This window comes from Pseudonocardia autotrophica (genome assembly GCF_003945385.1).
GTDB classification, from domain to species: Bacteria; Actinomycetota; Actinomycetes; order Mycobacteriales; family Pseudonocardiaceae; genus Pseudonocardia; species Pseudonocardia autotrophica.
This window is the reverse complement of the sequence record NZ_AP018920.1, coordinates 5,681,351-5,704,295: the sequence shown is the minus strand read 5'-3', so window position 1 is coordinate 5,704,295 and position 22,945 is coordinate 5,681,351. Positions and strand designations below refer to the sequence as shown.

Annotated in this window: 26 protein-coding genes; 18 read left to right on the top strand and 8 right to left on the bottom strand. The window is 72.4% G+C overall.

Annotated elements, in window-relative coordinates; translation table 11 throughout:
• Positions 1–12: 12 nt before the first annotated feature.
• The 15 genes from Pdca_RS26690 to Pdca_RS26620 all read left to right on the top strand — a co-directional run bounded on the left by Pdca_RS26690 (position 13) and on the right by Pdca_RS26620 (position 11,758).
• Complete coding sequence (locus Pdca_RS26690; RefSeq protein WP_085910829.1) at positions 13–936, top strand: tyrosine-type recombinase/integrase; 924 nt, start codon at positions 13–15, stop codon at positions 934–936.
• A gap of 209 nt (positions 937–1,145) precedes the next feature.
• Entirely contained in the window at positions 1,146–1,343 is a 198-nt protein-coding gene (locus tag Pdca_RS26685) for a hypothetical protein (protein ID WP_232021215.1), read from the top strand.
• A 97-nt stretch (positions 1,344–1,440) separates the two neighbouring features.
• Complete coding sequence (locus Pdca_RS26680) at positions 1,441–1,734, top strand: hypothetical protein (protein WP_085910831.1); 294 nt, start codon at positions 1,441–1,443, stop codon at positions 1,732–1,734.
• A complete protein-coding gene (locus Pdca_RS26675) occupies positions 1,731–2,132 on the top strand; it encodes a hypothetical protein (protein ID WP_085910832.1) in 402 nt (133 codons plus the stop codon). The genes Pdca_RS26680 and Pdca_RS26675 overlap by 4 nt, the downstream gene beginning before the upstream one ends.
• A gap of 117 nt (positions 2,133–2,249) precedes the next feature.
• The gene (locus Pdca_RS35805; protein ID WP_158092038.1) at positions 2,250–3,458 is read left to right on the top strand and encodes a hypothetical protein; all 1,209 of its coding nucleotides are present in this window, start codon (positions 2,250–2,252) and stop codon (positions 3,456–3,458) included.
• A 618-nt stretch (positions 3,459–4,076) separates the two neighbouring features.
• Entirely contained in the window at positions 4,077–8,699 is a 4,623-nt protein-coding gene (locus Pdca_RS26665) for a lytic transglycosylase domain-containing protein (RefSeq protein WP_085910834.1), read from the top strand.
• Entirely contained in the window at positions 8,699–8,965 is a 267-nt protein-coding gene (locus tag Pdca_RS26660; RefSeq protein ID WP_085910835.1) for a hypothetical protein, read from the top strand. Before Pdca_RS26665 ends, Pdca_RS26660 begins: the two co-directional genes overlap by 1 nt.
• Positions 8,966–9,072: 107 nt before the next feature.
• Positions 9,073–9,267: a hypothetical protein gene (locus Pdca_RS26655; RefSeq protein WP_085910836.1), complete on the top strand. Its 195-nt coding sequence runs from the start codon at positions 9,073–9,075 to the stop codon at positions 9,265–9,267.
• 90 nt (positions 9,268–9,357) lie between these two features.
• Entirely contained in the window at positions 9,358–9,567 is a 210-nt protein-coding gene (locus tag Pdca_RS26650; RefSeq protein ID WP_085910837.1) for a hypothetical protein, read from the top strand.
• 2 nt (positions 9,568–9,569) lie between these two features.
• A complete protein-coding gene (locus Pdca_RS26645) occupies positions 9,570–9,806 on the top strand; it encodes a hypothetical protein (RefSeq protein WP_085910838.1) in 237 nt (78 codons plus the stop codon).
• A complete protein-coding gene (locus Pdca_RS26640) occupies positions 9,793–10,011 on the top strand; it encodes a hypothetical protein (RefSeq protein WP_125911582.1) in 219 nt (72 codons plus the stop codon). Before Pdca_RS26645 ends, Pdca_RS26640 begins: the two co-directional genes overlap by 14 nt.
• A complete protein-coding gene (locus Pdca_RS26635; protein ID WP_085910839.1) occupies positions 10,004–10,186 on the top strand; it encodes a hypothetical protein in 183 nt (60 codons plus the stop codon). The genes Pdca_RS26640 and Pdca_RS26635 overlap by 8 nt, the downstream gene beginning before the upstream one ends.
• Positions 10,183–10,395, top strand: coding sequence for a hypothetical protein (locus Pdca_RS26630; RefSeq protein ID WP_125911581.1), 213 nt, complete (start codon positions 10,183–10,185; stop codon positions 10,393–10,395). Before Pdca_RS26635 ends, Pdca_RS26630 begins: the two co-directional genes overlap by 4 nt.
• Positions 10,396–11,073: 678 nt before the next feature.
• On the top strand, positions 11,074–11,493 hold the full coding sequence (locus Pdca_RS26625; RefSeq protein ID WP_085910841.1) for a hypothetical protein: 420 nt from the start codon (positions 11,074–11,076) through the stop codon (positions 11,491–11,493).
• Positions 11,480–11,758 (top strand): hypothetical protein, encoded by a 279-nt coding sequence (locus Pdca_RS26620; protein WP_085910842.1) that lies wholly within the window; start codon positions 11,480–11,482, stop codon positions 11,756–11,758. Before Pdca_RS26625 ends, Pdca_RS26620 begins: the two co-directional genes overlap by 14 nt.
• On the opposite strand, the gene Pdca_RS26615 is transcribed toward Pdca_RS26620, so the two are convergent.
• The 7 genes from Pdca_RS26615 to Pdca_RS26590 all read right to left on the bottom strand — a co-directional run bounded on the left by Pdca_RS26615 (position 11,755) and on the right by Pdca_RS26590 (position 17,916).
• Positions 11,755–11,979, bottom strand: coding sequence for a hypothetical protein (locus Pdca_RS26615; protein WP_125911580.1), 225 nt, complete (start codon positions 11,977–11,979; stop codon positions 11,755–11,757). The two genes, Pdca_RS26620 and Pdca_RS26615, sit on opposite strands and share 4 nt — an antisense overlap.
• Before the next feature lie 152 nt (positions 11,980–12,131).
• Positions 12,132–12,308, bottom strand: coding sequence for a hypothetical protein (locus Pdca_RS35800; protein ID WP_158092039.1), 177 nt, complete (start codon positions 12,306–12,308; stop codon positions 12,132–12,134).
• Positions 12,305–12,526, bottom strand: coding sequence for a hypothetical protein (locus Pdca_RS26610; RefSeq protein WP_085910844.1), 222 nt, complete (start codon positions 12,524–12,526; stop codon positions 12,305–12,307). The genes Pdca_RS35800 and Pdca_RS26610 overlap by 4 nt, the downstream gene beginning before the upstream one ends.
• Before the next feature lie 194 nt (positions 12,527–12,720).
• Positions 12,721–13,980 carry a PucR family transcriptional regulator gene (locus Pdca_RS26605; protein ID WP_166665859.1) on the bottom strand — a complete coding sequence of 420 codons (1,260 nt, stop codon included), beginning with the start codon at positions 13,978–13,980 and terminating at the stop codon, positions 12,721–12,723.
• Between the two features lie 16 nt (positions 13,981–13,996).
• Positions 13,997–15,817, bottom strand: coding sequence for an acyl-CoA dehydrogenase (locus Pdca_RS26600; RefSeq protein ID WP_085910846.1), 1,821 nt, complete (start codon positions 15,815–15,817; stop codon positions 13,997–13,999).
• Between the two features lie 135 nt (positions 15,818–15,952).
• On the bottom strand, positions 15,953–16,690 hold the full coding sequence (locus Pdca_RS26595) for an SDR family oxidoreductase (protein WP_085910847.1): 738 nt from the start codon (positions 16,688–16,690) through the stop codon (positions 15,953–15,955).
• The gene (locus tag Pdca_RS26590) at positions 16,690–17,916 is read right to left on the bottom strand and encodes an acetyl-CoA C-acetyltransferase (RefSeq protein ID WP_085910848.1); all 1,227 of its coding nucleotides are present in this window, start codon (positions 17,914–17,916) and stop codon (positions 16,690–16,692) included. Before Pdca_RS26590 ends, Pdca_RS26595 begins: the two co-directional genes overlap by 1 nt.
• 124 nt (positions 17,917–18,040) lie before the next feature.
• Here Pdca_RS26590 and Pdca_RS26585 point away from each other — a divergent pair, with 124 nt between their 5' ends.
• The 3 genes from Pdca_RS26585 (at position 18,041) to Pdca_RS26575 (ending at position 22,402) form a co-directional block, all read left to right on the top strand.
• Positions 18,041–18,709, top strand: a complete 669-nt coding sequence (locus Pdca_RS26585) for a TetR/AcrR family transcriptional regulator (RefSeq protein ID WP_085910849.1) — start codon at positions 18,041–18,043, stop codon at positions 18,707–18,709.
• 316 nt (positions 18,710–19,025) lie between these two features.
• Entirely contained in the window at positions 19,026–20,825 is a 1,800-nt protein-coding gene (locus tag Pdca_RS26580) for a DUF3556 domain-containing protein (RefSeq protein ID WP_085910850.1), read from the top strand.
• A 164-nt stretch (positions 20,826–20,989) separates the two neighbouring features.
• The gene (locus Pdca_RS26575; RefSeq protein WP_085910851.1) at positions 20,990–22,402 is read left to right on the top strand and encodes a phytoene desaturase family protein; all 1,413 of its coding nucleotides are present in this window, start codon (positions 20,990–20,992) and stop codon (positions 22,400–22,402) included.
• A gap of 1 nt (position 22,403) precedes the next feature.
• Here Pdca_RS26575 and Pdca_RS26570 read toward each other — a convergent pair whose 3' ends face one another.
• The gene (locus Pdca_RS26570; RefSeq protein ID WP_085910852.1) at positions 22,404–22,697 is read right to left on the bottom strand and encodes a hypothetical protein; all 294 of its coding nucleotides are present in this window, start codon (positions 22,695–22,697) and stop codon (positions 22,404–22,406) included.
• Positions 22,698–22,945 lie beyond the last annotated feature (248 nt).

Below are 22,945 nucleotides of genomic sequence, written 5' to 3'. Positions count from 1 at the left end.
AACCTGGGCCCTATGGATGAGTTGTCCGACTGGGTGGACGAGTGGGCGGAGTCGCTGCGCACCGGCAACGTCACCGACGCGACGATCGTCGTCTACGTCCGCGGCGCGCGGCAGTTCACCCAGTGGCTTGCCGCCACCCATCCGGAGGCCAGTCTCGCCGACGTCGACCGGAGGACGTGCCAGCGGTGGCTCGGCAAGCTCGCCGACGACGGTCTGTCCGAGGCGACCCGCCGCGTTCGCGGGATCTCGTTGCGGTTGTTCCTGGGTTACGTCGCGAGCGAGCCGGACTCCGGCCTCGAGCAGAACCCCGCCGAGGGTCTCGAGCTGCCGGTCCCGAAGGCGCCCCCGGTCCCGGTGATCTCTGACGACGACCTCGGGACCCTGCTGCGTTCGATGGACGGTGCGTCGTTCGTCGACCGCCGAGACACCGCGATCATCCGCGTCCTGCTCGACACCGGCTGCCGTCGAGGCGAGCTCGCCGGCCTCGACGTGGAAGACGTCGAGCTACGGCACGGCGAGATGATGATCCGCCACGCCAAGGGCGGGAAGGCGCGCGTCGTGCCGTTCGGGAACCGGACGACGCTCGCCCTGCGGAAGTACCTCCGGGCGCGCACTCGCCGCGGCGTGCGAGCCGAGGCCGGTCCGCTGTTCATCCCGACGCGGGTCACCGCCGGTCGTGAGGCTCGCATGACGGGCGGGGGCGTGCGCGACATGCTCGCTCGCCGGTGCAAGGCGGCCGGCCTCGGACACATCCACCCGCACCAACTCCGGCATACCTGGGCGCACGACATGCTGGCCTCGGGCGCCGGCGAGTCCGACGTCGAGCGGCTCGCCGGGTGGTCGACGCCGTTGATGGTGCGCCGGTACGGCAACAGCGTGGCGGATGCGCGAGCGCGGGACGCCGCGCGTCGTCTCGGTCGCGGGGACCGCGTCTGACCTGCGCGATGTCCCGAGGTAGGACCCCGGTGAGAAAATAGAGGGGCGCTGAACGGCATAGCGCAATGAGCCCCGGCGGGTGGTGCAACACCCGGCCGGGGCGAGCGCACCGGACACCCTTGAGAGGCCACGCGATGCCCAACCACCGTACACCGACTGCGCGCGAACGCAGTCTGAGCGCCAGTATCCGGGCCCACTGCAGCTGGGCGATGACGAAGGACCGTGCCGCCCGTACCGCTGCCGCTCGCCGGGCCGCGGACGAGCGGTTCGAGCTGCTGGTCGACCCCGACGGCGAGATGACGCCGGAGGACCGTGCCGCGGCCGTGGAGAACGCCAGGGCCGCCCACTACCGGCGGATGGCGCTGCGGTCCGCCGAGTCGCGCCGGGCGAAGCGGGACGCGGCGTGAGCGCCGCGACGGTCGACATCGACCGGGCCGAGTTCCTGGCCGCGCTGCTGGAGGTCGCCGTGGCGCACCTCGACGGGGCCGAGCGGTTGATGTCCCGATGAGGACCACTGCGCGGGAGCGCTACCGCCGCCACCTCTGCGAGCAGGCCGAGGCCGAAGGGCGCCGGCTGGTCCGGATCACCGCGAACAACGGCCTCGGCGACGACTGGGACTTCCTCGTGGTCGACGACCTCACCGGGGAGCGGGTGTGGGGCTACACCGGGGCGCGCGGCCCCCGGTTCCAGGATGCGTTGATCGCCGCCGGGTTCCAGACCTGGAAGCCGCTCGACGAGATCGACGACGAGGTCGCCTCGATCTACGGCCCCGCCGACGGCGAGGAGGAGGCGTCGTGAGCGACTGGCCCGACTGCCCGAACTGCGGCGAGCCGGCCGCCCCGAACAAGATGACTGGACAGCCGCGCAAGTACTGCTCCGACGAGTGCATGACCGAGTTCCCGTGGATCATGCGGGCGATCGGGGTGGGCGCGAAGGACGTCCCGGGGTGGTGGCCGGCGTGCGTGCACTGCCGAACTCGCCCGCGCAGCGTCGCGAACGTGCACCGGATGGCCGACGGGCCGGTCCATCACGCGGCCCGCGAGTCCCGGGCGCACTGGCGTGACGTCATCCAGGCCAACCCGGGCGCCACGTACCTCTACAAGTTCTGCTCGACCGCGTGCCGCGACGAGTTCATGGCGCCCGTGTACGCGCCGGACCTGCTCGACGACCTGATAGCCGAGCACGCAGGCACCTGACTCGCCATCCCCCATTCCGCCGTGGACTGATCATCCACGGTCCGGCCCCCCGTGCTCGACGCGATCTTCCCTGGCGCGTCGGGCCGGGGTGCCCCTCACACCAGGGAACCCACCACCATGAACAAGCCTGACTTCTTCCGGCACCGGGCCGGGGACGAGTCGTTGCCGCTGTGGCTGCGCATCGCGTTCCTCGCGCAGGCCGAGGCCACCAGCAATCACGTGTTCGACGACGGCTCGACAGTGACCGTCGAACCGTCGGAGGCGTGGTACTCCGCCGACGCCCTGGCTCGACGGTTCGGCAAGTGGGACGTCGCGGCGTGCGACATGAAGCCGCGACGCGCCCACGAGATCAGTCGTGCGATCGAGACGGCCGTGTCCAACGGCATGCTGGGCCCCGGGTCCGAGGTGAGCCGCTTGGTGCTGCCGCACGACCCCGGCGGAGCGACACAGATTTTGTGCGGGCCGTCCGAGGATGCCTCGGGCGGAAGCTACTTGATCGATGGAGCGACACAAAATCTGTGCACGCCACCTGGGGAAACGCACCTGGGGGTGGCGACGTTATCGCAGGTCAGAGCCTTGCCCGTAGAGCGGGGGAACCCGACGGAGGGGGCGTCGGCCGCTATCGCCCCGCCGCCGGCGACGGCCGACCGCGCCAGCAGGGGCGGCCGTCCGTCTACGCCGACCGTATCGAACGACGCATCGGCGACGGCCGACCGACCCCAGGAGGGGCGGCCGTCCGTCGAGAACGCGCGCGAGCGCGACTCCGCTCCGGCTGTGAGGCCGGGCTACGTCGCTCCGCTCGGACCTCCTAGGACCGAAGGTGACGGCGACCCGGCAGGGGCGGCGGCTGCCGGCCTGGGGGCCTCTGCCGCCACCGTGGACGACGCGGCGTCGGCAACGCACGACGACGGCCGGGCCGTGACCCAGCCGCAGCCCCAGGATGGTTCTGCCGCCCGGATCGGACTCCGGGCGGAGCACGACGCGTTCTACGCGGCGGGCGGACACACCACGTGGGTCCCCGCGGATGATCTTGACGCCGAGGACGACAAGGACGAGGGAGGCACTTCCGTGCGGCGACTGTTGGACGATCACCAGACCGAGCTTGAGGCGGATCTTGCCCGCGCGGCGGGCCAGCTCCGCGCCGAGCTGGAGGGGTGCTGCGACCCCGACGACGAGATCGAGTACCGCGACCTGCTGTCGGTCGTGCGGGGCGCCGAGCTGCTCGGCGACTTCGAGGCCCACGACCTGGTCGCCGAGGCGGTCGACCAGGGATGGTTGATCCGGGCGGGAACGAGCTTCCTCCTGAACCTGGACGCCGCCGCCTGATCGTCGGCGATGCCCAACAGGCCGGCGACCTGCTGGCGAGACGGAGGCAGGTCAAGTGTTTCTTTTGCACCATTACTCGCATGGCCGGGGTGACCCGTTGGACGGATCGCGACCCGCGCCCCGACCATCGCCTTCTGTGACGTCGTCAGGTGGCGCCGCCGCCTGATCGTCGGCGATGTCCCGCAGTCACCCCCCTAGGGTAGACTACCCAGTAGGATGGGACAGCCGTAGACGCTCCGCGTCCGGCCCCATCTCCTGATCGCCCCTCCGGCCGCGTATTACGCCCGCGGCCACCACGAGGAGGGGCCCGTGCCGGCCCGCCCGGTCTGCCGTTGGCGGGTTCCAGCCGTACCCCGCCGTCCCCCGTTGCGACGCCCGACAGGTTCCGGGCGTGGACCGGCGACCGGGCGGGCCGGCACACCCTCTCCCGACCCCCCGTGAGGATCCCCGTGGCTCTGCCCACTTCGGACAAGCTATGCCTTGTCTGCCGGACCTGGTACCGGCCCCGGTCTGGTGCGCAGCGCCGCTGCGACACCTGCCGCGTCGCGCACGCTGCTGCGCACGCACTCGTTCCCCGTCCCGCCGCCGCGCGGGTCCGCACCCGTGAGGCGGTGACCCGTGGCTGACAGGACCGTCTCGGTACGGATCAAGGTCACGGGCCTGGATGCGTTCGCGAAGGACGCCTCGCAGGCGACCGGGGCGACCCGCATCCTGCGACGCGAGGCCGAGCGCCTCGACGGCACGCATGTCCGTGCGACCGCCGAGGTCCGCGGCGTCGACCGGTCGACCCGTCAGGTCCGGGGGTTGAGGCGCGAACTCAGAGGGCTGCATCTCGACGCGCACTCGTTGAAGATCCCGGCGATCGCCACGGCCGGCGTGGCCGCGGCTCCGTGGGCCGCGTCGGCCATCGCCTCGGCGAAGCAGCTCACGGGCGTACTGGCCCTGCTGCCGGCTCTCGCCACGTCCGCCGCCGCCGGCGTCGGGGTGCTCGCCGTCGGCGTGTCCGGGTTCGCCGACGGCGTGTCCAGGGGCGGCGAGGCCCTCGACGAGCTCGCCCCGTCCGCCCGCCGGGCGGCGGCCGAGCTGCGCAGCCAGTCCGCGGCGTGGCGCGACGTGCAGCGCAGCATCCAGGGCGCGCTGTTCCGAGGCCAGGCCGAGCGCCTCGACGAGTTCGGCCGCCGGTACCTGCCGGTCGCGGAGCGCGCGGCCGGTGCGCTGGCGACCGAGCTCGGCAACGCCGCCGGACAGTTCATCGACTTCGTCAACACCGCGGAGTCGGTGCGCGACACCAGCAACGGGCTGGAGCACACCGCGGAGGCCGCGAAGCGTCTCGGTCCGACGATCGTGAACCTGACCCGCATCTGGCGGGACATGTCCGCGGTCGGCGCGCGCGAGCTCCCCGAGCTCGCTCTGCACTTCGAGCTGATGACCCGTCGCTGGTCGGACGCCATTCAGCGCGCCCGCTACAGCGGCGACCTGCAGCGCTGGATGCGCGAAGGCCAGGCCGAGGCGGCGCAGCTCGGCAACGTGCTGCGCCACACCGGTGGCCTGATGGCCGGTCTCGGCCGCGGTGCCGAGCTGGCCGGGGTCGATGTCATCGGCTCGTTGGAGCGGATGACGGAGAGGGCGCACGCCTGGTCCGACTCCTGGCAGGGCCAGGCCGCGATCCGCGAGACCCTGCGCGGCATCCGCTCCGATGTGGACGCGTTCATCCCCGGGCTGCGCGACCTCGCCGGGATGGCCCTCGACTTCGTGCAGAACCTCTCCGGCAGCGGCACGCTGCGCGCCGCCGGCGACGCGTTCAGCGCGTTGACCGAGTCGGCCCGGCCGACGGTGGAGGTGCTCGGCACCCTGACCGGGACCGTCCTGCGGCCACTGCTGGCCACCTTGCAGGCGGTCGCCCCGCTGGTCGGTCCGATCGCCGCAGGCATGATCGCCTGGCGCGGCGCGTCCGCCGCGATCAGCGGTGTCCGGGGCGGCCTGGACGGCCTCGCCGGCCGGTTCGACCGGGCCGCCGCTTCGGCGTCGGGTGGCGCCAAGCAGACGTCGCGCGTCGGCGGCGCGCTGCGCGGCGTCGGTGGGTACTTGCCGGTCCTGGGGCTCGGCCTGCTCGCCGCCGCGGGTGGTTATGAGTTGTTGCGCGACCGCTCCGAGGAAGCTGCGCAGGGCGTCGCGAACGGATCGCTGACGTTCGCCGAGGCCGTCGAGAAGCAGCGCTCCGCGCTGGAGCGCCAGCAGACCGTCATGGACGCGATGATCGAATCGCAGCCCGGCTACGCGACGGGCGTCGCCCTTTCTGGCGAGGCGCACGACAAGGCCGCCGAGGCTGCCCGTCTCGACGCGCAGGCCCTCGCGGACGTGGTCCGCGAGTACGACGCCATGATCGCGAAGGCTCCGCCGCTGGAGGCGGCGAGCCTGACCGTCACGAAGGCGCAGGCGTTGCACAACGACGCCATCGCGAAGTTCGGCCCGAACTCGCTGCAGGCGCAGCAGGCCGCATCGAACCTCACCGCGGCGAACAAGGCGCTGGAGCTGCAGCAGTACGCGAACTCGCTGGGCGTGGACACGCACACCGCGGCGCTGATCCGCAACCGCGACACCATGATGGCGTCGAAGGACGCGGAGTTCGCCTTCGCCCAGGCGAAGCTGCAGGCGAAGGAGTCGATCGCGCAGAACGGCGCGACGCTGGACTGGAACACCGAGCAGGGCATCCGGAACCAGTCCGCGCTGAACGGGATGCGCGACGCCGCGCTGCGCGACATCGAGGCGAAGAAGGAGCACGGCCTCACGGTCGGCGAGGCAACCAGCCTCGCGAAGGGCCACGAGGATCAGCTCTACCGGACGGCCCGCGAGATGGGCATGTCCGAGGAGGCGGCCCGGAAGTACGTGGACGAGCTCGCCCTGGTCCCGCGGGTCATCGAGACCCGGGTCCGGCTCATCCATGATCGGGTGAACGCGCGGACGCCGTCGGCGAACATGGCCGAGCACTGGCCGGCCCGCGCGACGGGTGGCCCGATCCACGGGCCGGGTTCCGGGACGTCCGACTCGATCCCGGCGCTGCTGTCCGACGGCGAGTGGGTGATCAAGGCCGCCACGGTCGCCGACCTCGGCGACGCGAAGATGCGCGCCCTCAACGAGGGCCGCGCGGACATCGTGCCGCGGTTCGCCGCCGGCGGCCGGGTCGGCCGCGCCGCCGGATCCTCGGTCCCGCGCTACGCCTCCGGCGGCGCCGTCTCCGGTGGCGGTGGCATGGGCGGGCTGGACGGCGCGCTCGCCGACCTGCGCGCCTTCCGGGCCGAGCTCGGCCGGATCTGGGCTGGTGTCGGCACCGACACCGAGCGGCACTGGTCGACGGTCGAGTCAACCGTCAGTTCCAGGATGGCAGCCGCGCTGTTCGCTGGCACCACCGGCGCGACCGGTCTGCGGACCGGTGTCGCCGGACAGTTCGGTCAGCTCCCCGGGGTCACCGATCGATCCTTCGGCCAGGTTCAGGGCACCGTCGGTACCCGCATGGCGCAGACCGGTGTCACCGCCATCGGCGAGGCCGGTGCGCTGCACCGGAACGTGGCCGGTTCCTGGTCCGGGTTGTACGCCGACTCGGACCGTCGGTTCGCCGACACCCAGACCGCGATCGGCGGTCGGATGGTCGCCACCCGCGACCACGCCTCGCGCACCGCGGGCGAGCTCGATCGCAACGTCTCCGGATCCTGGGTGAGCCTGCTCGGGTCGTCGGTCGCCACCTGGTCGGCGACCTCGGACAACGCCCGCCGGAAGTGGGACGAGCTGCGCGGGCACGTCGACTCCCCGGTCCGATGGGTGATCAACACCGCGTGGAACACCGGGGCCCGTGCCCTGTGGGACGCCGCCGGGAAGATCTTCCCGCTGGGCGGGTTCCCTGCGGCGAAGTACGCGATCGGCGGCCCGGTCCACGGGCCGGGTACCGGGACCTCGGACAGCATCCCGGCGATGCTGTCCTCCGGAGAGCACGTCTGGACGGCCCGTGAGGTGCAGGCGACCGGCGGTCACGCCGAGGTCGCGCGGCTGCGCCAGCTCGCCGGCGCCGGTCAGCTCGCCACGTTCGCCCAGGGCGGCGCGTGGCAGCAGATGTGGGGCACCGTCCGCCAGCAGTTCCCGGCCGCACGGCTGACGTCCGGCTACCGGCCGGGCGACCCCGGCTACCACGGCCGCGGCCAGGCCGTGGACATCGCCGGCCCGCGGAGCATGGACATGCCGTTCATGCTGGCCGTGAACCGGTGGCTGGCATCCCGGTTCCCCGGGTCCGCCGAGCTGATCCACACCCCGGGCATCAACCTGAAGAACGGCCGCCCGCACACCTACAACGCCGGCACCCGGGCGCAGCACTACAACCACGTCCACTGGGCGCAGGGCGGTCTGTCCAGCGCCGCCGGCGGGGGCGTCATCGCCTACGCCGCGGACATGCTCGCCGAGGCCCTCGCAGGGCCGAAGGATGCACTGCGCAAGATGGCGCCGCCGCGCAACGGGACCCTGTCCGGGGACCTCCCGGCGAACAGCGTCGACTGGATCATCAAGCAGGCCGAGGACGTGTTGCGGGCCGAGGCCCGGAAGATGGACGACGCGATGATGGCCGGCATGTCCGGCGGCGGTGGCGGCCGGGCGGGCGCGGAGCGCTGGCGGCCCCTGGTCTTGCAGGCCCTGCGGATGCTCGGCCACCCGGCCAGCCTGGCCGACCGCGTGCTGATGCAGATCGGCACCGAGTCCGGAGGCGACCCGCGGGCGATTAACCGGTGGGACTCCAACGCGAAGCGCGGCACGCCTTCGATGGGTCTACTGCAGACGATCCAGCCGACGTACAACGCCTATGCGGACCCGCGGCGCAACCTCGGTCCGTACGACCCGCTGTCGAACATCCTCGCGTCGATGCGCTACGCGCTGGCGCGGTACGGCTCGCTCACCGCGGCCTACCGCGGTGTCGGCTACGACACCGGCGGGGTAATCCCCGGGCACGGCGAGAAGTTCGTCCTCGCGCACGGCGGCGAGCGCATCTTGACCCAGGGCCAGAGCCGCACCTTCGATCGCCTGGTCGACGTGCTCGACCGGCCGACCCCGGTCACCGGCATCGCCGGTGCGGTCCGCGGCGGCGACGGTGAGGCGATGCGGCCGGTGGTCAACATCCACAACGAGAACCACTTCGCCGAGGTGCTCGACATCGACATCTTCAACAGCCGGCAGGACTTCGCGATCCGATCGGCGGCCTTCTGATGACCCCCGAGGAGTTCGACGCCGTCTACGGCACGCCACCCGGGACCGCCCGGTCCTGGGTGCGCGCCGGCGTCGTCTCGGCCACACCGACCGAGCACGAGCTGATCGCCGCCTACTGCCTGCGGCCTTCAACGATCGCGCGGCTCGACGGCGATCCCGACGAGCTGCGCTCCACCTGGGCCGCCGAGGTCCGGGCATCTCTCGCCGCCGCGGAGGTTCCGTGCCAGCAGACGACCGCCGACCCTGCCCCGACTGCGGCGGCCTGACCCGCCGCGACCGCTGTTTCTGGTGCTGCATGGACGTTCCGCGTCCACCGCGCCGTCCCGTCCGGCCCCGGCGCCCCGCCGGCCGACCACCCCCTGAGGAGCACATCGTGAACCTGTCCAACGCCACCAAGATCAAGCTCATCGGCGACGTCGCCCCACGCGACGTCGACCCCGGCAGCCTCGCCGAGCACAACGTCGAGCCGCACCACGGCCGCCTCGGCGACTACTCGTGGACCGAGACGGCCGGCGAGACGACGACGCGCCACTTCGCCCCGCGGAGCGCGGTCGTCGAGATCTTCTGATCCACCCCTGATCCACGGCCGGTCGACGTCGGGCGTCGTCGGCCGGCCGTGCCAACGCCCGCTCACGCCCAACGAGGAGAAGAGTCCACAGTGAACAGCGTTCTGAGCAAGGACACAGCCAAGAAGGCGACCGCGATCCGGCTGACCGGCGACGCGGAGTCGCGTCCCATCGACGCCGGGTCATTCGCCGTCGACCTGGGCCACGCCGGGATGGGGCGCGACTTCGTCACCTGGGCCGAGGCCGGGCGGCGGCACCACGCCCCGCTGGCCGCGGTCGTCGAGATCACCGAGGGGAACTGATCATGGCCGTCGACTGGACCACCGTGGACCGCAACGACCCTGCCGCCCGCCAGCGGGCGATCGCCGCGGACATGGCCGAGCAGCACGCGAAGAAGCCACTGGTCAACGCGTCCGGGTCGCCCCTCCCGTACGCCGAGCAGCCGGAGCGGTACTGCGCCGTCGTGACGCGCGAGGCCCACGAGGCCGCTCACGGCGCCGGCCCGCGGGCGTCGCACCACATCGGCCGTGACCGTGTCTGAGCCGGTCACGCACGGCCTGGAAGGCGGCGGGCCGGTGCGCAACTCGCCGGACCCGCGACGGCCGCAGCACTGGGCCCGCTGCCGGTGCGGGCACACGCAGATCTCGCTCCGCGCCGGGGATGCCGCCGAGTTCATCCGGCGGCACGCCGAGAACCCGCAGCCGAACGAGACCCCGGACCCCGTTGGGGGGCCGCGCCGTGGCTAACCCGATCGTCCACCGGGTCCGGGTCGACCCGATCCTGGTCGGCCCGCTGTACGAGAGCCTCCCGCCGGCTGCCGGGGACGTCCTGCTCCGGTGCCGGTGCGGCCTCGTCGAGACCGTGCCGGCACAGCGGGCGGACGCACTGGTCGTCGCCCACCGGGGCGGAGAGTGGCCGTGACCGACGAGGTCAACGTCTGGGCGGTGCCCGTCCTCAACGGGCCCCGTACCCCTGCCGGTGGGTACCACCAGGTGGAGCTGCGCTGCACCTGCGGCTACCGGGAAGTGATGATCGCGCAGGTCGCCGGCATGTACGGCCGTCGCCACTACCGCCACCACGGCGTGGAGCCTCGCCCTGTGCCCTACGGGCACAACGGTGCCGACGACTGACCACCACCACGACGCACGCCCTGCCCGCACACCAGCGGGCAGGGCTGTGGTGTACGTACACACGCGCGTGCTGCTGTCTGTGTAGGCCACAGACGCACGCACAGCACGTCTCTAGCCCATCACACCAGAGTGGTACCTGCGTAGCGCACAGAGCCACTCAGACAGCAGTACGCATGTGCACGTCGTGTACGTCGTGTACGTCATCGTGATCATGCACATCGCATCGCACGCATCGGCCATGCACACACCACGGAGCTAGGGCAAAAGAAGCAGCTCGGCACGTGCACCGCGCCACTGTCCATGCGCTACGCACCACCACGCACCACGTAGTGGATCACCGTGGTGCAGCACCGTGCACAGTGCACGCCACGCCATGATCGTCTCTCGCGTCCCTCATGGACTGTATACCGGGGTCGCGCCTGTCGTGACCTGCGACGATGCACGTCAGAGCATGATCGTTCAGTGCCTCGGTGATGATCCACTCGTGATCCACTCGGTCACCGCTGGCTCACGGTCACGCCTCTGACCAGCGGGTATGGCAGTGCGTAGTCAGCGACCACGGGGGGTGACCCCCCTCCCGGGGGTCCTAAGGAGACCGGGGGAGAGGGCAGCGTCCGGTGCGACCGTGCCGCAGTCTGTTTTCCAACGCTAACGACCCCGGAGAGGGGTGACCCCACCGTGAGTGACGCCAAGCCGCGCACCCCGTCTGACCTGGGCGCGGGCGGCAAGAAGTTCTTCCGCGACGTCGTCGGAACCTACGATCTCGACGCCCACGAAGTGCGCGTGCTGACCGAGGCTGCACGCACCGTGGACGAGCTGGACCGGGTGCGGAAGGCCCTGGAAGAGGCTCCGTCCCTGGTCGCCAAGGGCTCGATGGGACAGGCCGTGGAGCATCCGTTGCTGGGGTCCCTGCGGAATCACCGAGCGACGCTGCAGAAGCTGCTGGCCACACTGGCCCTGCCGGACTCCGAGGGCGGCGCCCCGCAGTCCGCGGCGCAGAGGCTCTCGCAGCGCGGCCACGATGGGCGCTGGGCGTCGCAGCGCGACGTCAGGTCGCGGCAGCAGGCCGCGGACAGGCTGTCCCGTGGCGCGTCGTAGGGCGGCTCCCCGGCCCCGCCTGGGCCTGGTCGACGGCGACTGCGAGTGCTGGGGCCACGACCACCCGCACCCGCCGGAGTGGCCGTGGCACTACCCGTCGCGGCTGCGGTTCCTCGCCGTCGACTCCGAGGGCCGGAAGGTCACCCCGCCGACCCAGGAGGAGCGTCACGCAGCACTGCTCGACGCCGGCTGCACGACGTGCACGGACGTCGCCGGTGGCACGATGCGCGACTACCGCGCACGCATGGGGCTGCCGCCGCTCTAGCGGGACCCGGCGACTCCACCGCCGCCGCGGTTGCGGATCTCGTACCCCGGCGGGGTGATCGTCTTCCGGAGCAGTGGCGGCATCGCCTTGCGGCCGGCGAGGCTCGCCGCGGCGTAGGTGTCCGCCTCGCCTTCGCGGTAGACGCCGTCGCGGCCGGTGAACCACCACCGCCACACCCCGGCGTCGGGATCGTGCTCGATCCACATCTTCGTCCCGGTCACAAGCCCCAGGATCGCACAGCAGAGAGCCCCCCGGTACCCGAACCGGGGGGCTCTCGTGTGTCGTGCTACGGCCCCGTCAGGGGCCCCCTGCCTTGCCATGCCCTGCCTAGCCACGCCTCGCCGGGCCACGCCACGCCGGGACGAAGCTCAGGCTAGCACCGCGGATCCTGCTGCGGGAGGTCCTCCACGGCGAGCGCGTGCACGCGAGCATGCTGCTCGACCGCCTCGGTGACGACCAACGCCCCGCACAGCGGGCAGATGATCACCGGCACCACCCCGTGGCTCCACGTCGCGACCCGGATCTCGGTCCCGGGCTTCTGCCCGTTCACGCCGTGGCCCGTGCCGGCAGGACGGCTGTGTGCTCGGCCACGACGGCCTCGACGGCGCGGGCGACTGCGACGAGCAGGTTGCAGTGCCGGCCGTCGAACGCGGCGATGCCGGGTGCGACGTGCACCTGGCCGTCGGCGCGGACGTCGATCGCGAGCAGGGTTTCAGTGCTGTACTCGTGCATGTGGTGCTCCCGCGGGATCAGGAACCACGGTGCCACGGAAACTTACGCCACTGCGTTCAGCGACGAGCAGGGAATCTGCTGGTCAGCACAGTGCTAGTGCCGCGTGGAACCAGTAGTTCTCGACGGCGATCCCGGGGACGGTCCGCTCACCGGTGAGGGGCAGGCTGCTGGTCACCCGCCGACTCCATCACGCCGCCGCGGGCGCCGCCGACACCGGGGGCACCGCCGCGCTACAGCCGCCCGCGCAGCAGCGATCGGGCGGCGAGCGCCACCTCGACCTGCAGCCGGTCCTCGTCGACCGGGCGCCCGCGCAGCTCCGCGGCCTTGCGCACCCGGTAGTGCACGGTGTTCTTGTGCAGGTGCAGCACCGACGCGGCGTGCGTGTAGCTGCCGCCGGCGGAGAGGAACACCCGCAGGGTGTCCCGCAGCTGCTCGCAGCCCGGTTCGTCGGAGGCGAGCCCGCCCAGCACCCGGTCGATCCAGCGCCGCAGGTCCTCGGAGCGGTCGGTGAGCAGCGCCGCGACCGCGACCTCGTCGAACAGTGTCACCGGCGGCTGCCGCTCGGCGGTCTCGGCGACGGCCCGTGCCCGGACCGCCTCGGTCAGCGAGCCGCGGAACCCGGCGAGGCCGGTGCCGGTGCCGCCGACCGCGATCCGCAGGCCGGCGGGGAGCCGGCCGTGCAGCACATCGTGGTCGAGCACCGGGGTCCTCGGGCCGGACAGCCAGGCCCACAGGGTCCGGCCGTCCGCCATGACCGTCAGGGGGGTCCGGTCGGACGCCTCGCGCAGCAGCCGGGCCCCGGCCTGGAGCGTCGCGTCGTCGTCCTCGTCGTCGGCCGTGCCCGCCGCGCCCGGCGGGCCGGGCACCCAGAGCACGGCCGCCCGGTGCACGCCGGTGACCGGGATCCCGAGCAGCTCGCCGGCCGCCTCGTCGGAGAGCGGATCGGTCTCCAGCACCATCCGGACCCGGGTGGCGAGCCCGGCGCCGGCCCGGGTGCTCCACCGCCGCTTCTCGGTCTCGTAGATGTCGATCAGGCTCTCGATGACCTGGTCGATGTAGCTGTTGGCGCGTTCGGACAGCAGCGACACCGCGTCCAGCACGACCGAGGCGTTGCGGTGCGGGCGCGCCCGCAGGGCGGCGAGCGCCCACTGCTCGAACATCTGCTCGCCGAGGCGGTAGGCCCGCAGCAGCGCCTCCAGCGGCAGATCGTGCTGGGCGAACCGGCGGGCGTACTCGGCGGCGGCGGCGGGCACGGTGACGCGCTCGATCGGGATCGAGTGGGCGAGCATGTCGACGATCGCGGCGAGGTTCGCCGCGGTCGACGCGATCATCAGCCTGCGCGCCGTGTCGTCGTGCCGGAACTCCGGGATGACCTGGACGAACCAGTCGGTCATCTCGGTGGTGAGGGCGGGCAGCCGGAGATCGATGTCCCGCGCGACGGACGCCACGATCGCGCCCGCATCCACCCCGTCGTCGGCGTCGACTGCCATGGTGCCCATCAAACCGCTACAGCCAGGACGGGTCGAGGTCGGTCGTGGTCCGGTCGAGTGCGGCGAGCAGGTCGAGCTGCGGCCCGGTGCGCGGCAGCTCGTAGTGGAAGAAGTACCGGGCGGCTGCCCTCTTGCCGTTGCCCAGGTCGTCGTCGCGCCCACCGGCGGCGAGCAGCTGCTCCAGCCAGATCCAGGCCAGGACGACGTGCCCGGCCGCCTCCAGGTGGATCGAGGCGTTCGCCAGCCGCACGGTCGCGTCCGGCTCGGCGTGCAGGGCCCGGGTCACCTCCATCAGCCGGGCCCTGGCCGCGTCGAGCTGGTCGGCGTACCGGCCGGCCTCCTCGTCGCCCCCGGCACGGGCCCGCGCGATCGTCGCGGCCAGCAGCCCGTCCAGCGCGTCGAGCCCGGCCCCACCGGCCGCCGCGGTCCGGCGGCCGAGCAGGTCGATGGCCTGGATGCCGTGGGTGCCCTCGTGGATCGGGTTGAGCCGGTTGTCCCGGTAGTGCTGCTCGACGTCGTACTCGCGGGTGTAGCCGTAGCCGCCGAGCACCTGGATGGCGAGGTCGTTGCCCGCCAGACACCACTGCGAGGGCCAGCTCTTCGCGATCGGGGTGAGCACGTCGAGCAGCAGGCCGGCCCGGTCCCGCCCGGCCTGCTCGGGGGCGGTCTCCTGCTCGTCGAGCAGCCGCCCGCAGTAGAGGACGAGCGCGAGCGCGCCCTCGGCGTAGGACTTCTGCGCGAGCAGCATCCGGCGCACGTCGGCGTGCTCGACGATCGGCACCTGCGGCTGTCCGGGGTCCCGGCCCGTGACCGGGCGCCCCTGCGGACGGGTACGGGCGTAGTCGAGCGACTTGAGATAGGCGGTGTAGCCGAGCGCCGCGGCGCCCGCGCCGACCCCGATCCGGGCCTCGTTCATCATGTGGAACATGTAGGTGAGGCCGCGGTGTGGCTCGCCGACCAGGTAACCGACGGCGCCCGCCGCGCCGCCGGGGGTGTGCCTGCCCTCGCCCAGGTTCAGCACCGTGTTCGTGGTGCCCCGGTAGCCCATCTTGTGGTTCAGCCCGGCGAGTACGACGTCGTTGTGCTCACCGGGGTTGCCGTCGGCGCCACCGGCGAGGAACTTCGGGACGACGAACAGCGAGATCCCCTTCACCCCGGCCGGTCCGCCGGGGATCTTCGCCAGCACCAGGTGCACGATGTTCTCGCCCAGCTCGTGGTCCCCGGCGGAGATCCACATCTTGGTGCCGGTGAGCCGGTAGGTGCCGTCGTCCTGCGGCTCGGCCCGGGTGCTGACGTCGGCCAGCGACGATCCGGCCTGGGTCTCGGACAGGCACATGGTGCCGTGGAACCGGCCCTCGAGCATCGGACGTACCCAGGTGTCGATCTGGGCGTCCGAGCCGTGCGCGAGCAGCAGGTTCGCGTTGGCGGCGGTGAGGAACGCATAACCCCAGGTCGCGATGTTCGCCGCGGCGAACCAGGCGACGCAGGCCGAGCGCACCACGTGCGGCAGCTGCAGCCCGCCGACCGAGGCGTCCGCGGTCGCGGCGAGCAGGCCGGTCCCGGCGAGCGCGTCGAGCGCCGGGCGGACCTCGTCGTGCAGCACCACCCGGCCGCCGCCGGTCGGGTCGAACCGGGGCTCCTCGATGTCGTTGCGCTTGTTGTGCGGGGCGAACCGCTCGGCGGCGATCTCGGCGCACACGTCGAGAACGGCGTCGAAGGTCTCCCGGGAGTGCTCGGTGAAGCGCTCGCGGGAGGTGAGCGATCCGGCGTCGAGCCAGTCGTGCAGCAGGAAGTCCAGATCGGCGCGGGACAGCAGGAGCGACGACGGCGTGGCCACGGTGGGTACCTCGGTTCGGGTCAGCGGATCGGGGACGGGCCGCCGTCGAGCGGCAGGACGGCACCGGTCACGTGCGGCTCGGCACGCGCGGCTCGAGACGCGCAGCCGGGGCGCCGGCGCGGGCACCGGACGGGCTCATATCGACAGCCCGCCGTCGACCGGGAGCACGACGCCGGTGATGTAGGCGGCCTCGTCGGAGGCGAGGAAGGCGACCGCGTCGGCCATCTCGGACGGTTCGGCGAACCGGCCCACCGGGATCTGCGCGGTCAGCTCGTCCAGCTTGGCCTGCGGGATCGACTCGATCATCCGGGTGCGCGCGTTCGGTGAGATCGCGTTGACGGTGACCCCGAAGCGGGCCAGCTCCTTCGCCGCGGTCCGGGTGAAGCCGATGATCCCGGCCTTGGCCATCGCGTAGTTGGACTGCCCGATGTTGCCGTGCAGGCCGGTGTAGGAGGTCACGTTGACCACCCGGCCGGAGCCCTGCGCCCGGAACTGCGGCACCGCTGCCCTGGTGAACCGGAAGGTTCCACCGGAGTGCACCGCCAGCACGGTCTCGTAGTCGTCGTCGGTCAGCTTCCAGAGCACGCCGTCGCGCAGCACCCCGGCGTTGTTGACGAGCACGTCGAGCCGGCCGGTGTCGGTCACCACCCGGTCGACGACGGCGGTCACCGCGGCGGTGTCCGACACGTCCGCCGCGATGCCGGTCGCGCCCAGCTCATCGGCCGTGGCGGCGACCGCGTCGGCGTCGAAGTCGACCAGGAACACGGTCGCTCCGGCGCCGGTGAAGCGCTCGGCGATCGCGCGTCCGACGCCGCGCGCGGCCCCGGTGACGACGACCGAGCGGTGCGTGAAGTCGAAGGTCAGGTTCGCCATCAGGACAGCCTCTCCAGGATGATCGCCATGCCCTGCCCGCCACCGACGCACATGGTCTCCAGACCGATGGTCGCGTCCCGCGAGCGCAGCCCGTTCAGCAGGGTGGTCGTGATCCGGGCGCCGGTCATGCCGAACGGGTGGCCGACCGCGATGGCACCGCCGTGCACGTTGAGCGTGTCGCCGAACGGGTCGATCCCCAGCTCGCGGGCGGACGGGACGACCTGCGCCGCGAACGCCTCGTTGATCTCGACCAGGTCCACGTCGTCGATCGTCATGCCGGCCCTGGCCAGTGCCTGCCGGGACGCCTCGACCGGGCCGAGGCCCATGATCTCCGGCGAGAGCCCGGAGACGCCGGTGGCGACGACCCGGGCCAGCGGGGTGATCCCCAGGTCCCGGGCCCGGGTGTCGGACATGACCACGAGTGCGGCGGCGCCGTCGTTGAGCGGGCAGCAGTTGCCCGCGGTGACCCGCCCGTCCGGCCGGAACACCGGCGCCAGCCCGGCGACGGCGTCGTAGGTGACGCCGGCGCGGGGGCCGTCGTCGGTGTCCACGACGGTGCCGTCGTCGAGGGTGACGGGGGTGATCTCGTCGGCGTAGAAGCCGCTGCCGATCGCGGCCTCGGCGAGGTTCTGCGAGCGCACGGCGAACCGGTCCATGTCCTCGCGGGTGACGCCGGTGGCCAGCGCCAGGTTCTCCGCGGTCTGGCCCATCGAGATGTAGACGTCCGGGACCAGCCCGGCGGTGCGCGGGTCGGTCCACTCCGCGGCGCCGGTGGCGGCCACCTCGGCGGTGCGCCGCTCGGCGTCGGTGAACAGCGGGTTGTGCGTGCCGGGCCAGGAGTCGGAGGTCCCGCGGTCGTAGCGGGACACCGTCTCGACACCGGCCGAGACGAACACGTCGCCCTCGCCGGCCCGGATGGCGTGCATCGCCATCCGGGTGGTCTGCACCGACGACGAGCAGTACCGGGTCACGGTGGTGCCCGGGACGGTGTCCAGGCCGAGCAGCACGGGCACGACGCGACCCATGTTGTCGCCCTGTTCCCCGCCGGGGAGCCCGCAGCCGAGGATCACGTCGTCGATCTCGGTGGGGTCGAGCTGGGGGACCCGGTCCAGTGCGGCCCGCACCATCCGTGCGGCCAGGTCGTCCGGGCGCAGGCCGGCCAGTGAGCCCTTGCGGGCCCGCCCGATCGGCGAACGGGTGGCGGCGACGATCACGGCCTCGGGCATCGGCGCTCCTTCAGTGGTAACTAATTGCTTAGTAAGTACCAGTGCGGGGAGCGCCGGGGCAAGTGGGGATGATGAGGTGTGCAGGGCGTCACCGAGTGGCGGTGCGCGGGACGGGGACGTGCGAATGATCGAGGACGACGGCGGGCCGGCGGCCGCGGACGTCGAGCGCGCGGCCGCGACCGGCGCCGTCCTGCTCGCCGGTGACGATCTCTGGTCGGACCTGCCGTCGACCGCCCGCGCGATCGTCGTCGCCGCGATCGACTCGTTCGCCGACCGCGGATTCCGCGCGACCACCCTGCGGCACATCGCCGCGGGCTCCGGCCTGAGCACTGCGGCCCTGTACCTGCACTTCCGGTCCAAGGACGACGTGTTGTTCGAGGTCAGCCGGCGCGGGCACGAGCGGGCGCTGGAACTGGTGCGGGCCGCGGCCACCCAGGCCCCGGCGGGGCACGCGTTCCGGACGCTGGTCTACGCCTTCAGTCGCTGGCACGCCGAGCAGCGCACCGTCGCCCGGGTCGTGCAGTACGAGTTCGCGGCACTCGGCCAGGAGCACCGCGACCAGGTGATGGTGCTGCGGCGCGCCACCGAGCGGGTCGTCCGGGACGTCGTCGCGCAGGTGCTCGGCGGGGTGGATCCGGAGGGGCCGCAGGTGCGGGGTGCCGCGACGGCGGTGCTCTCGCTGGGGGTCGACGTGGCCCGCTGGTTCACCCCGTCCGGCCCCTACACGCCGGACGGGATCGGCCGGTTGTACTGCGAGCTCGCCCCCCGGATGGTGGTGCCCGCCCGCGTCTGATCGGCGGGTGTCACCCGTCCGGGGTGGTCGTTGTGCTCCCGGCACATCCCGGTCCGGACGGTTCGTGATCCACGCCCATGGTGTGGCTCACACTCCGGCCCTACCGTTTGCCCCCGGTACGCCGGACGGCCGGATGGAACTGCCCCGATGCACATCGCCGTGCTGCCCGGGAAACGGATGCGGAGCGTGCCGGAATCGCCGTGCAGCGCAGGCGACCAGGGCCCGCTGCGATCGCTGTGGAGCTGATCGGGCACCGCGCCGCGCGATCGATCCGACCGGAACGGCCTGCGGAGAACGACACCGAGAGGATTGAACAATGGGGTTCAAGACGGGCGACTTCCCGCCGGTCGACGTGGACACGTTTCTGGACAAGCCGCTGTTCGAACGGACCAAGGCACTCGCACTGCACTGGGTCCAGTTCGGATTCGGCTCGCCGAAGATGATTCCGACCACCTACGTGCTGAAGCTGGTGTTCCTCTATCTGCTGGCGGGCACCGCGCTGATCACCTGGACGTCGGGCGTCGGCCCGTTCTGGGACGTGGCCGGCTGGTGGAACGAGCCGGTCGTCTACCAGAAGCTGGTCCTCTGGACGGTGCTGCTGGAGGCGATCGGGCTCGCGGGGTCGTGGGGACCGATCGCGGGCAAGTTCAAGCCGATGACCGGCGGGGTGTTGTTCTGGGCCCGGCCGGGCACCATCCGGCTGCGCCCGTGGAAGGCGGTGCCGGGCACCGGCGGTGACACCCGCACGGTGTTCGACGTCGTCATCTACCTGGGCTTCCTGGCTTCGCTGCTGCTCGCGATCGTGCTGCCCGGCGTGCCGAGTGAATCGCTGTCGGCGGTGCTGCCGGACAACACCTCCGGCCTGGTCGCCCCGTGGCTGATGATCGCGCCGGTGGTGCTGCTGGTGCTCTGCGGCCTGCGCGACAAGACGATCTTCCTGGCGTCCCGCGGTGAGCAGTACCTGCCCGCGATGGTGTTCTTCGGCGTCCTGCCGTTCGTCGACATGATCGTCGCGGCGAAGTTGCTGATCTGCGCGGTCTGGATCGGCGCCGGGGTGTCCAAGTTCGGCAGGCACTTCACCAACGTGATCCCGCCGATGATCTCCAACAGCCCGTGCGTCCCGTCGAAGTGGCTCAAGCGGGCGCACTACCGCGACTTCCCGCGCGACATCCGTCCGTCCCGGTTCGCCACCTTCATGGCGCACGTCGGCGGCACCACGGTGGAGATCATCACCCCGCTGGTGCTGCTCTTCTCCACGAACTACTGGCTGACCCTCGCCGGGGTGGTGCTGATGGTGGTCTTCCATCTGTTCATCACCTCCACCTTCCCGCTCGCGGTGCCGCTGGAGTGGAACCTGCTGTTCGGCTACCTCGCGGTCTTCCTGTTCCTCGGGTTCCCCAACCAGGACGGCTTCGGCATCGCCGACATGAGCTCGCCCGTACTGACCGTGGCGATCATCGCCGCGCTGGCGTTCTTCCCGGCACTGGGCAACCTGCGGCCCGATCTCGTCTCGTTCCTGCCATCGATGCGCCAGTACGCGGGCAACTGGGCATCGGCGCTGTGGACCTTCACCCCCGGCGCCGAGGAGAAGCTGAACACCATCAGCCCCCGCCCGAGCCGCAACCAGGTCGACCAGCTCCAGGCGCTGGGGTACCCGGCGGCCGTCGCCGAGATCACCATGCAGCAGACGATCGCCTGGCGATCCATGCACTCGCAGGGCCGCGGGTTGTTCTCGGTGCTGGCCGCCCGCCTCGACGATCTCGACCGGCGCACCGTCCGCGAGGCGGAGTTCGCCTGCAACTCGCTGATCGGCTTCAACTTCGGTGAGGGGCACCTGCACGGCCTCGACCTGATCGAGGCGGTGCAGAAGCGGGTCGGCTTCGCCCCTGGCGAGTTCGTCGTCTGCTGGGTCGAGTCCCAGGCGATCCACTCGAAGGTCCAGCACTATCAGCTCATCGACGCCGCGCTCGGCGTGATCGAGCGCGGGCACTGGACCGTCGCCGACGCGGTGAACGAGCAGCCGTGGCTCCCGAACGGGCCGATCCCGCTCACCGTCACCTGGCGGGCGCCGCAGCCGGCCGGCGAGACCGCGCCCGGGCAGCCGGTCGCTCCCTGACCGTGGTGGGGCGGGCGCCGCCGCCGAGGTCGCCCGCCCCGCCACCCCACACGGTCACGACGAAGTCCCGGCCACGGCCACGGCCGGAAGGCCGCGGGGCCGGATCCCGTTCCCGGCGGCGGTGGCTCCACACTGCTGTCCGTAGCCGAGTCAGGAGCATCCCCATGAGCACCGCGACCGTCGTCGGTTCCGGCCCGAACGGGCTGGTCGCCGCCGCCGTGCTGGCCCGCGCCGGGATCGAGGTCACCGTGCTGGAGGCCGCCGACGAGATCGGCGGCGGCACCCGCAGCGGCGAGGCGATCGTGCCCGGCCTGCTGGTCGACCACTGCTCGGCGGTGCATCCGATGGCGGTCGGCTCGACGGTGCTGCGGGAGCTCGGGCTGGAGCGGCACGGCCTGCGCTGGCGGCTGCCCGAGATCGACTGCGCGCACCCGCTGGACGACGGCGACGCCGGTGTCCTGCACCGCTCGGTGCAGCGGACGGCGGCCGGCCTCGGCGCCGACGGGCGGCTGTGGCGGGCATTGTTCGGCGCCCCGTCGCGGGGTTACGACCAGCTCGCCGCCGACGTACTCGGGCCGCTGCTGCGGGTGCCGCGGCATCCGCTGCGGCTCGCCCGGTTCGGCGCCCCGACGGTGCTCCCGGCGGAGCTGCTGGGCAGGGCGTTCCGCACCGAGCGGGGCCGCGCACTGTTCCTCGGGACGGCCGCGCACGCGTTCCGGCCGCTGAACCGGCCGCTGTCGTCGGCCATCGGGGCGGGAATCCTGACGGCCGGGCACCGGCACGGCTGGGGGGTCGCCGAGGGCGGCTCCCGGGCGATCTCGGACGCGCTCGCGGCGGTGCTCGCCGAGCACGGCGCGCGGATCGAGACAGGGGTGCGGGTGCGCTCGGCCGACGAGCTCCCGGCGTCCGACGTGACGGTCTGGGACGTCGGGCCGGATCAGCTGCCCGGGCTGCTGGGCGACCGGCTGCCCGCCCGGGTGGCCCGTGCCTACCGGCGTTTCCGGTACGGCCCGGCGGCGTTCAAGGTCGACTACGCGGTGCAGGGCGGCATTCCGTGGACGTCCGCCGCGGCCCGGGCGGCCGGGACGGTGCACGTCGCCGGATCGGCGCGGGAGACCGCGCACGTCGAACGCGAGGTGCACGCCGGACGGATGCCGCAGCGGCCGTTCGTGCTGGTGGGTCAGCAGTACCTGGCGGATCCTGGCCGGTCGGTCGGCGACGTGCACCCGATCTACGCCTACGCGCACGTCCCGTACGGCTGGGCCGGGGACGTGAGCGGCGCGATCACCGCACAGATCGAGCGCTTCGCGCCCGGCTTCCGCGAGCGGATCGTGGGGACGCTGGTCACCGATCCGGCGTCCTTCGCCGGGAACCCGAACTTCGTCGGCGGCAACATCCTCACCGGCGCCAAGGACCTGCGGCAGCTGTTGTTCGGGCCGCGGACCACCCTGGCGCCGTACGACACCGGCGCGCCGGGCCACTACCTGTGCTCGGCCGCGACCCCGCCGGGGCCGGGCGCGCACGGCATGTGCGGCGCGCACGCCGCGGCCCGGGCACTGGCATACCTGCGGCGCTGACTCAGGCGGCCGGCTCGCCCGCGACGGCAACCACCCCGCCCACGTCCTGACGCAGCCAGGCGAGCAGCGTCGCGTCCTCCAGCGTCAGCGGCACCTCCGGGCCACCCCACCCCAGCCGGGTGGTCGGCCGGTAGGCCAGCGCGTCCTCCAGCATCGCGGCGAGGCCGTCGGTGGCCCGCACCGTCATCCCGCCGTGGTGCACGACCCTGCTGCCCGGCACGTCCTCGTCGGCGTGTGCGCCGGTACTGAGGACGTAGCCGGTTCCCAATCGGTCGTCGAACCCGGTCACCTGCACGGGGGCTCCTTCCTGCCGGTGTCCGAGGTGCTGACGGTAGCGAAACCCGTCCCCCCTCCAGGCGATACGTCCTGTGACATCGCGCGTGCCCGGCGTGACGTGGCCCGCGCGTGAGTACGGTCACCGCTCGTGGGCGTTTGCCACATGGCTACTCGTTGGTAACAATGAATGTCACAGTGGCACGGCGTGCCACTACGGCGCGACGCTGGCAGAGTCACCGGGTACGACGGGCGCGATGCCGCGGCCCA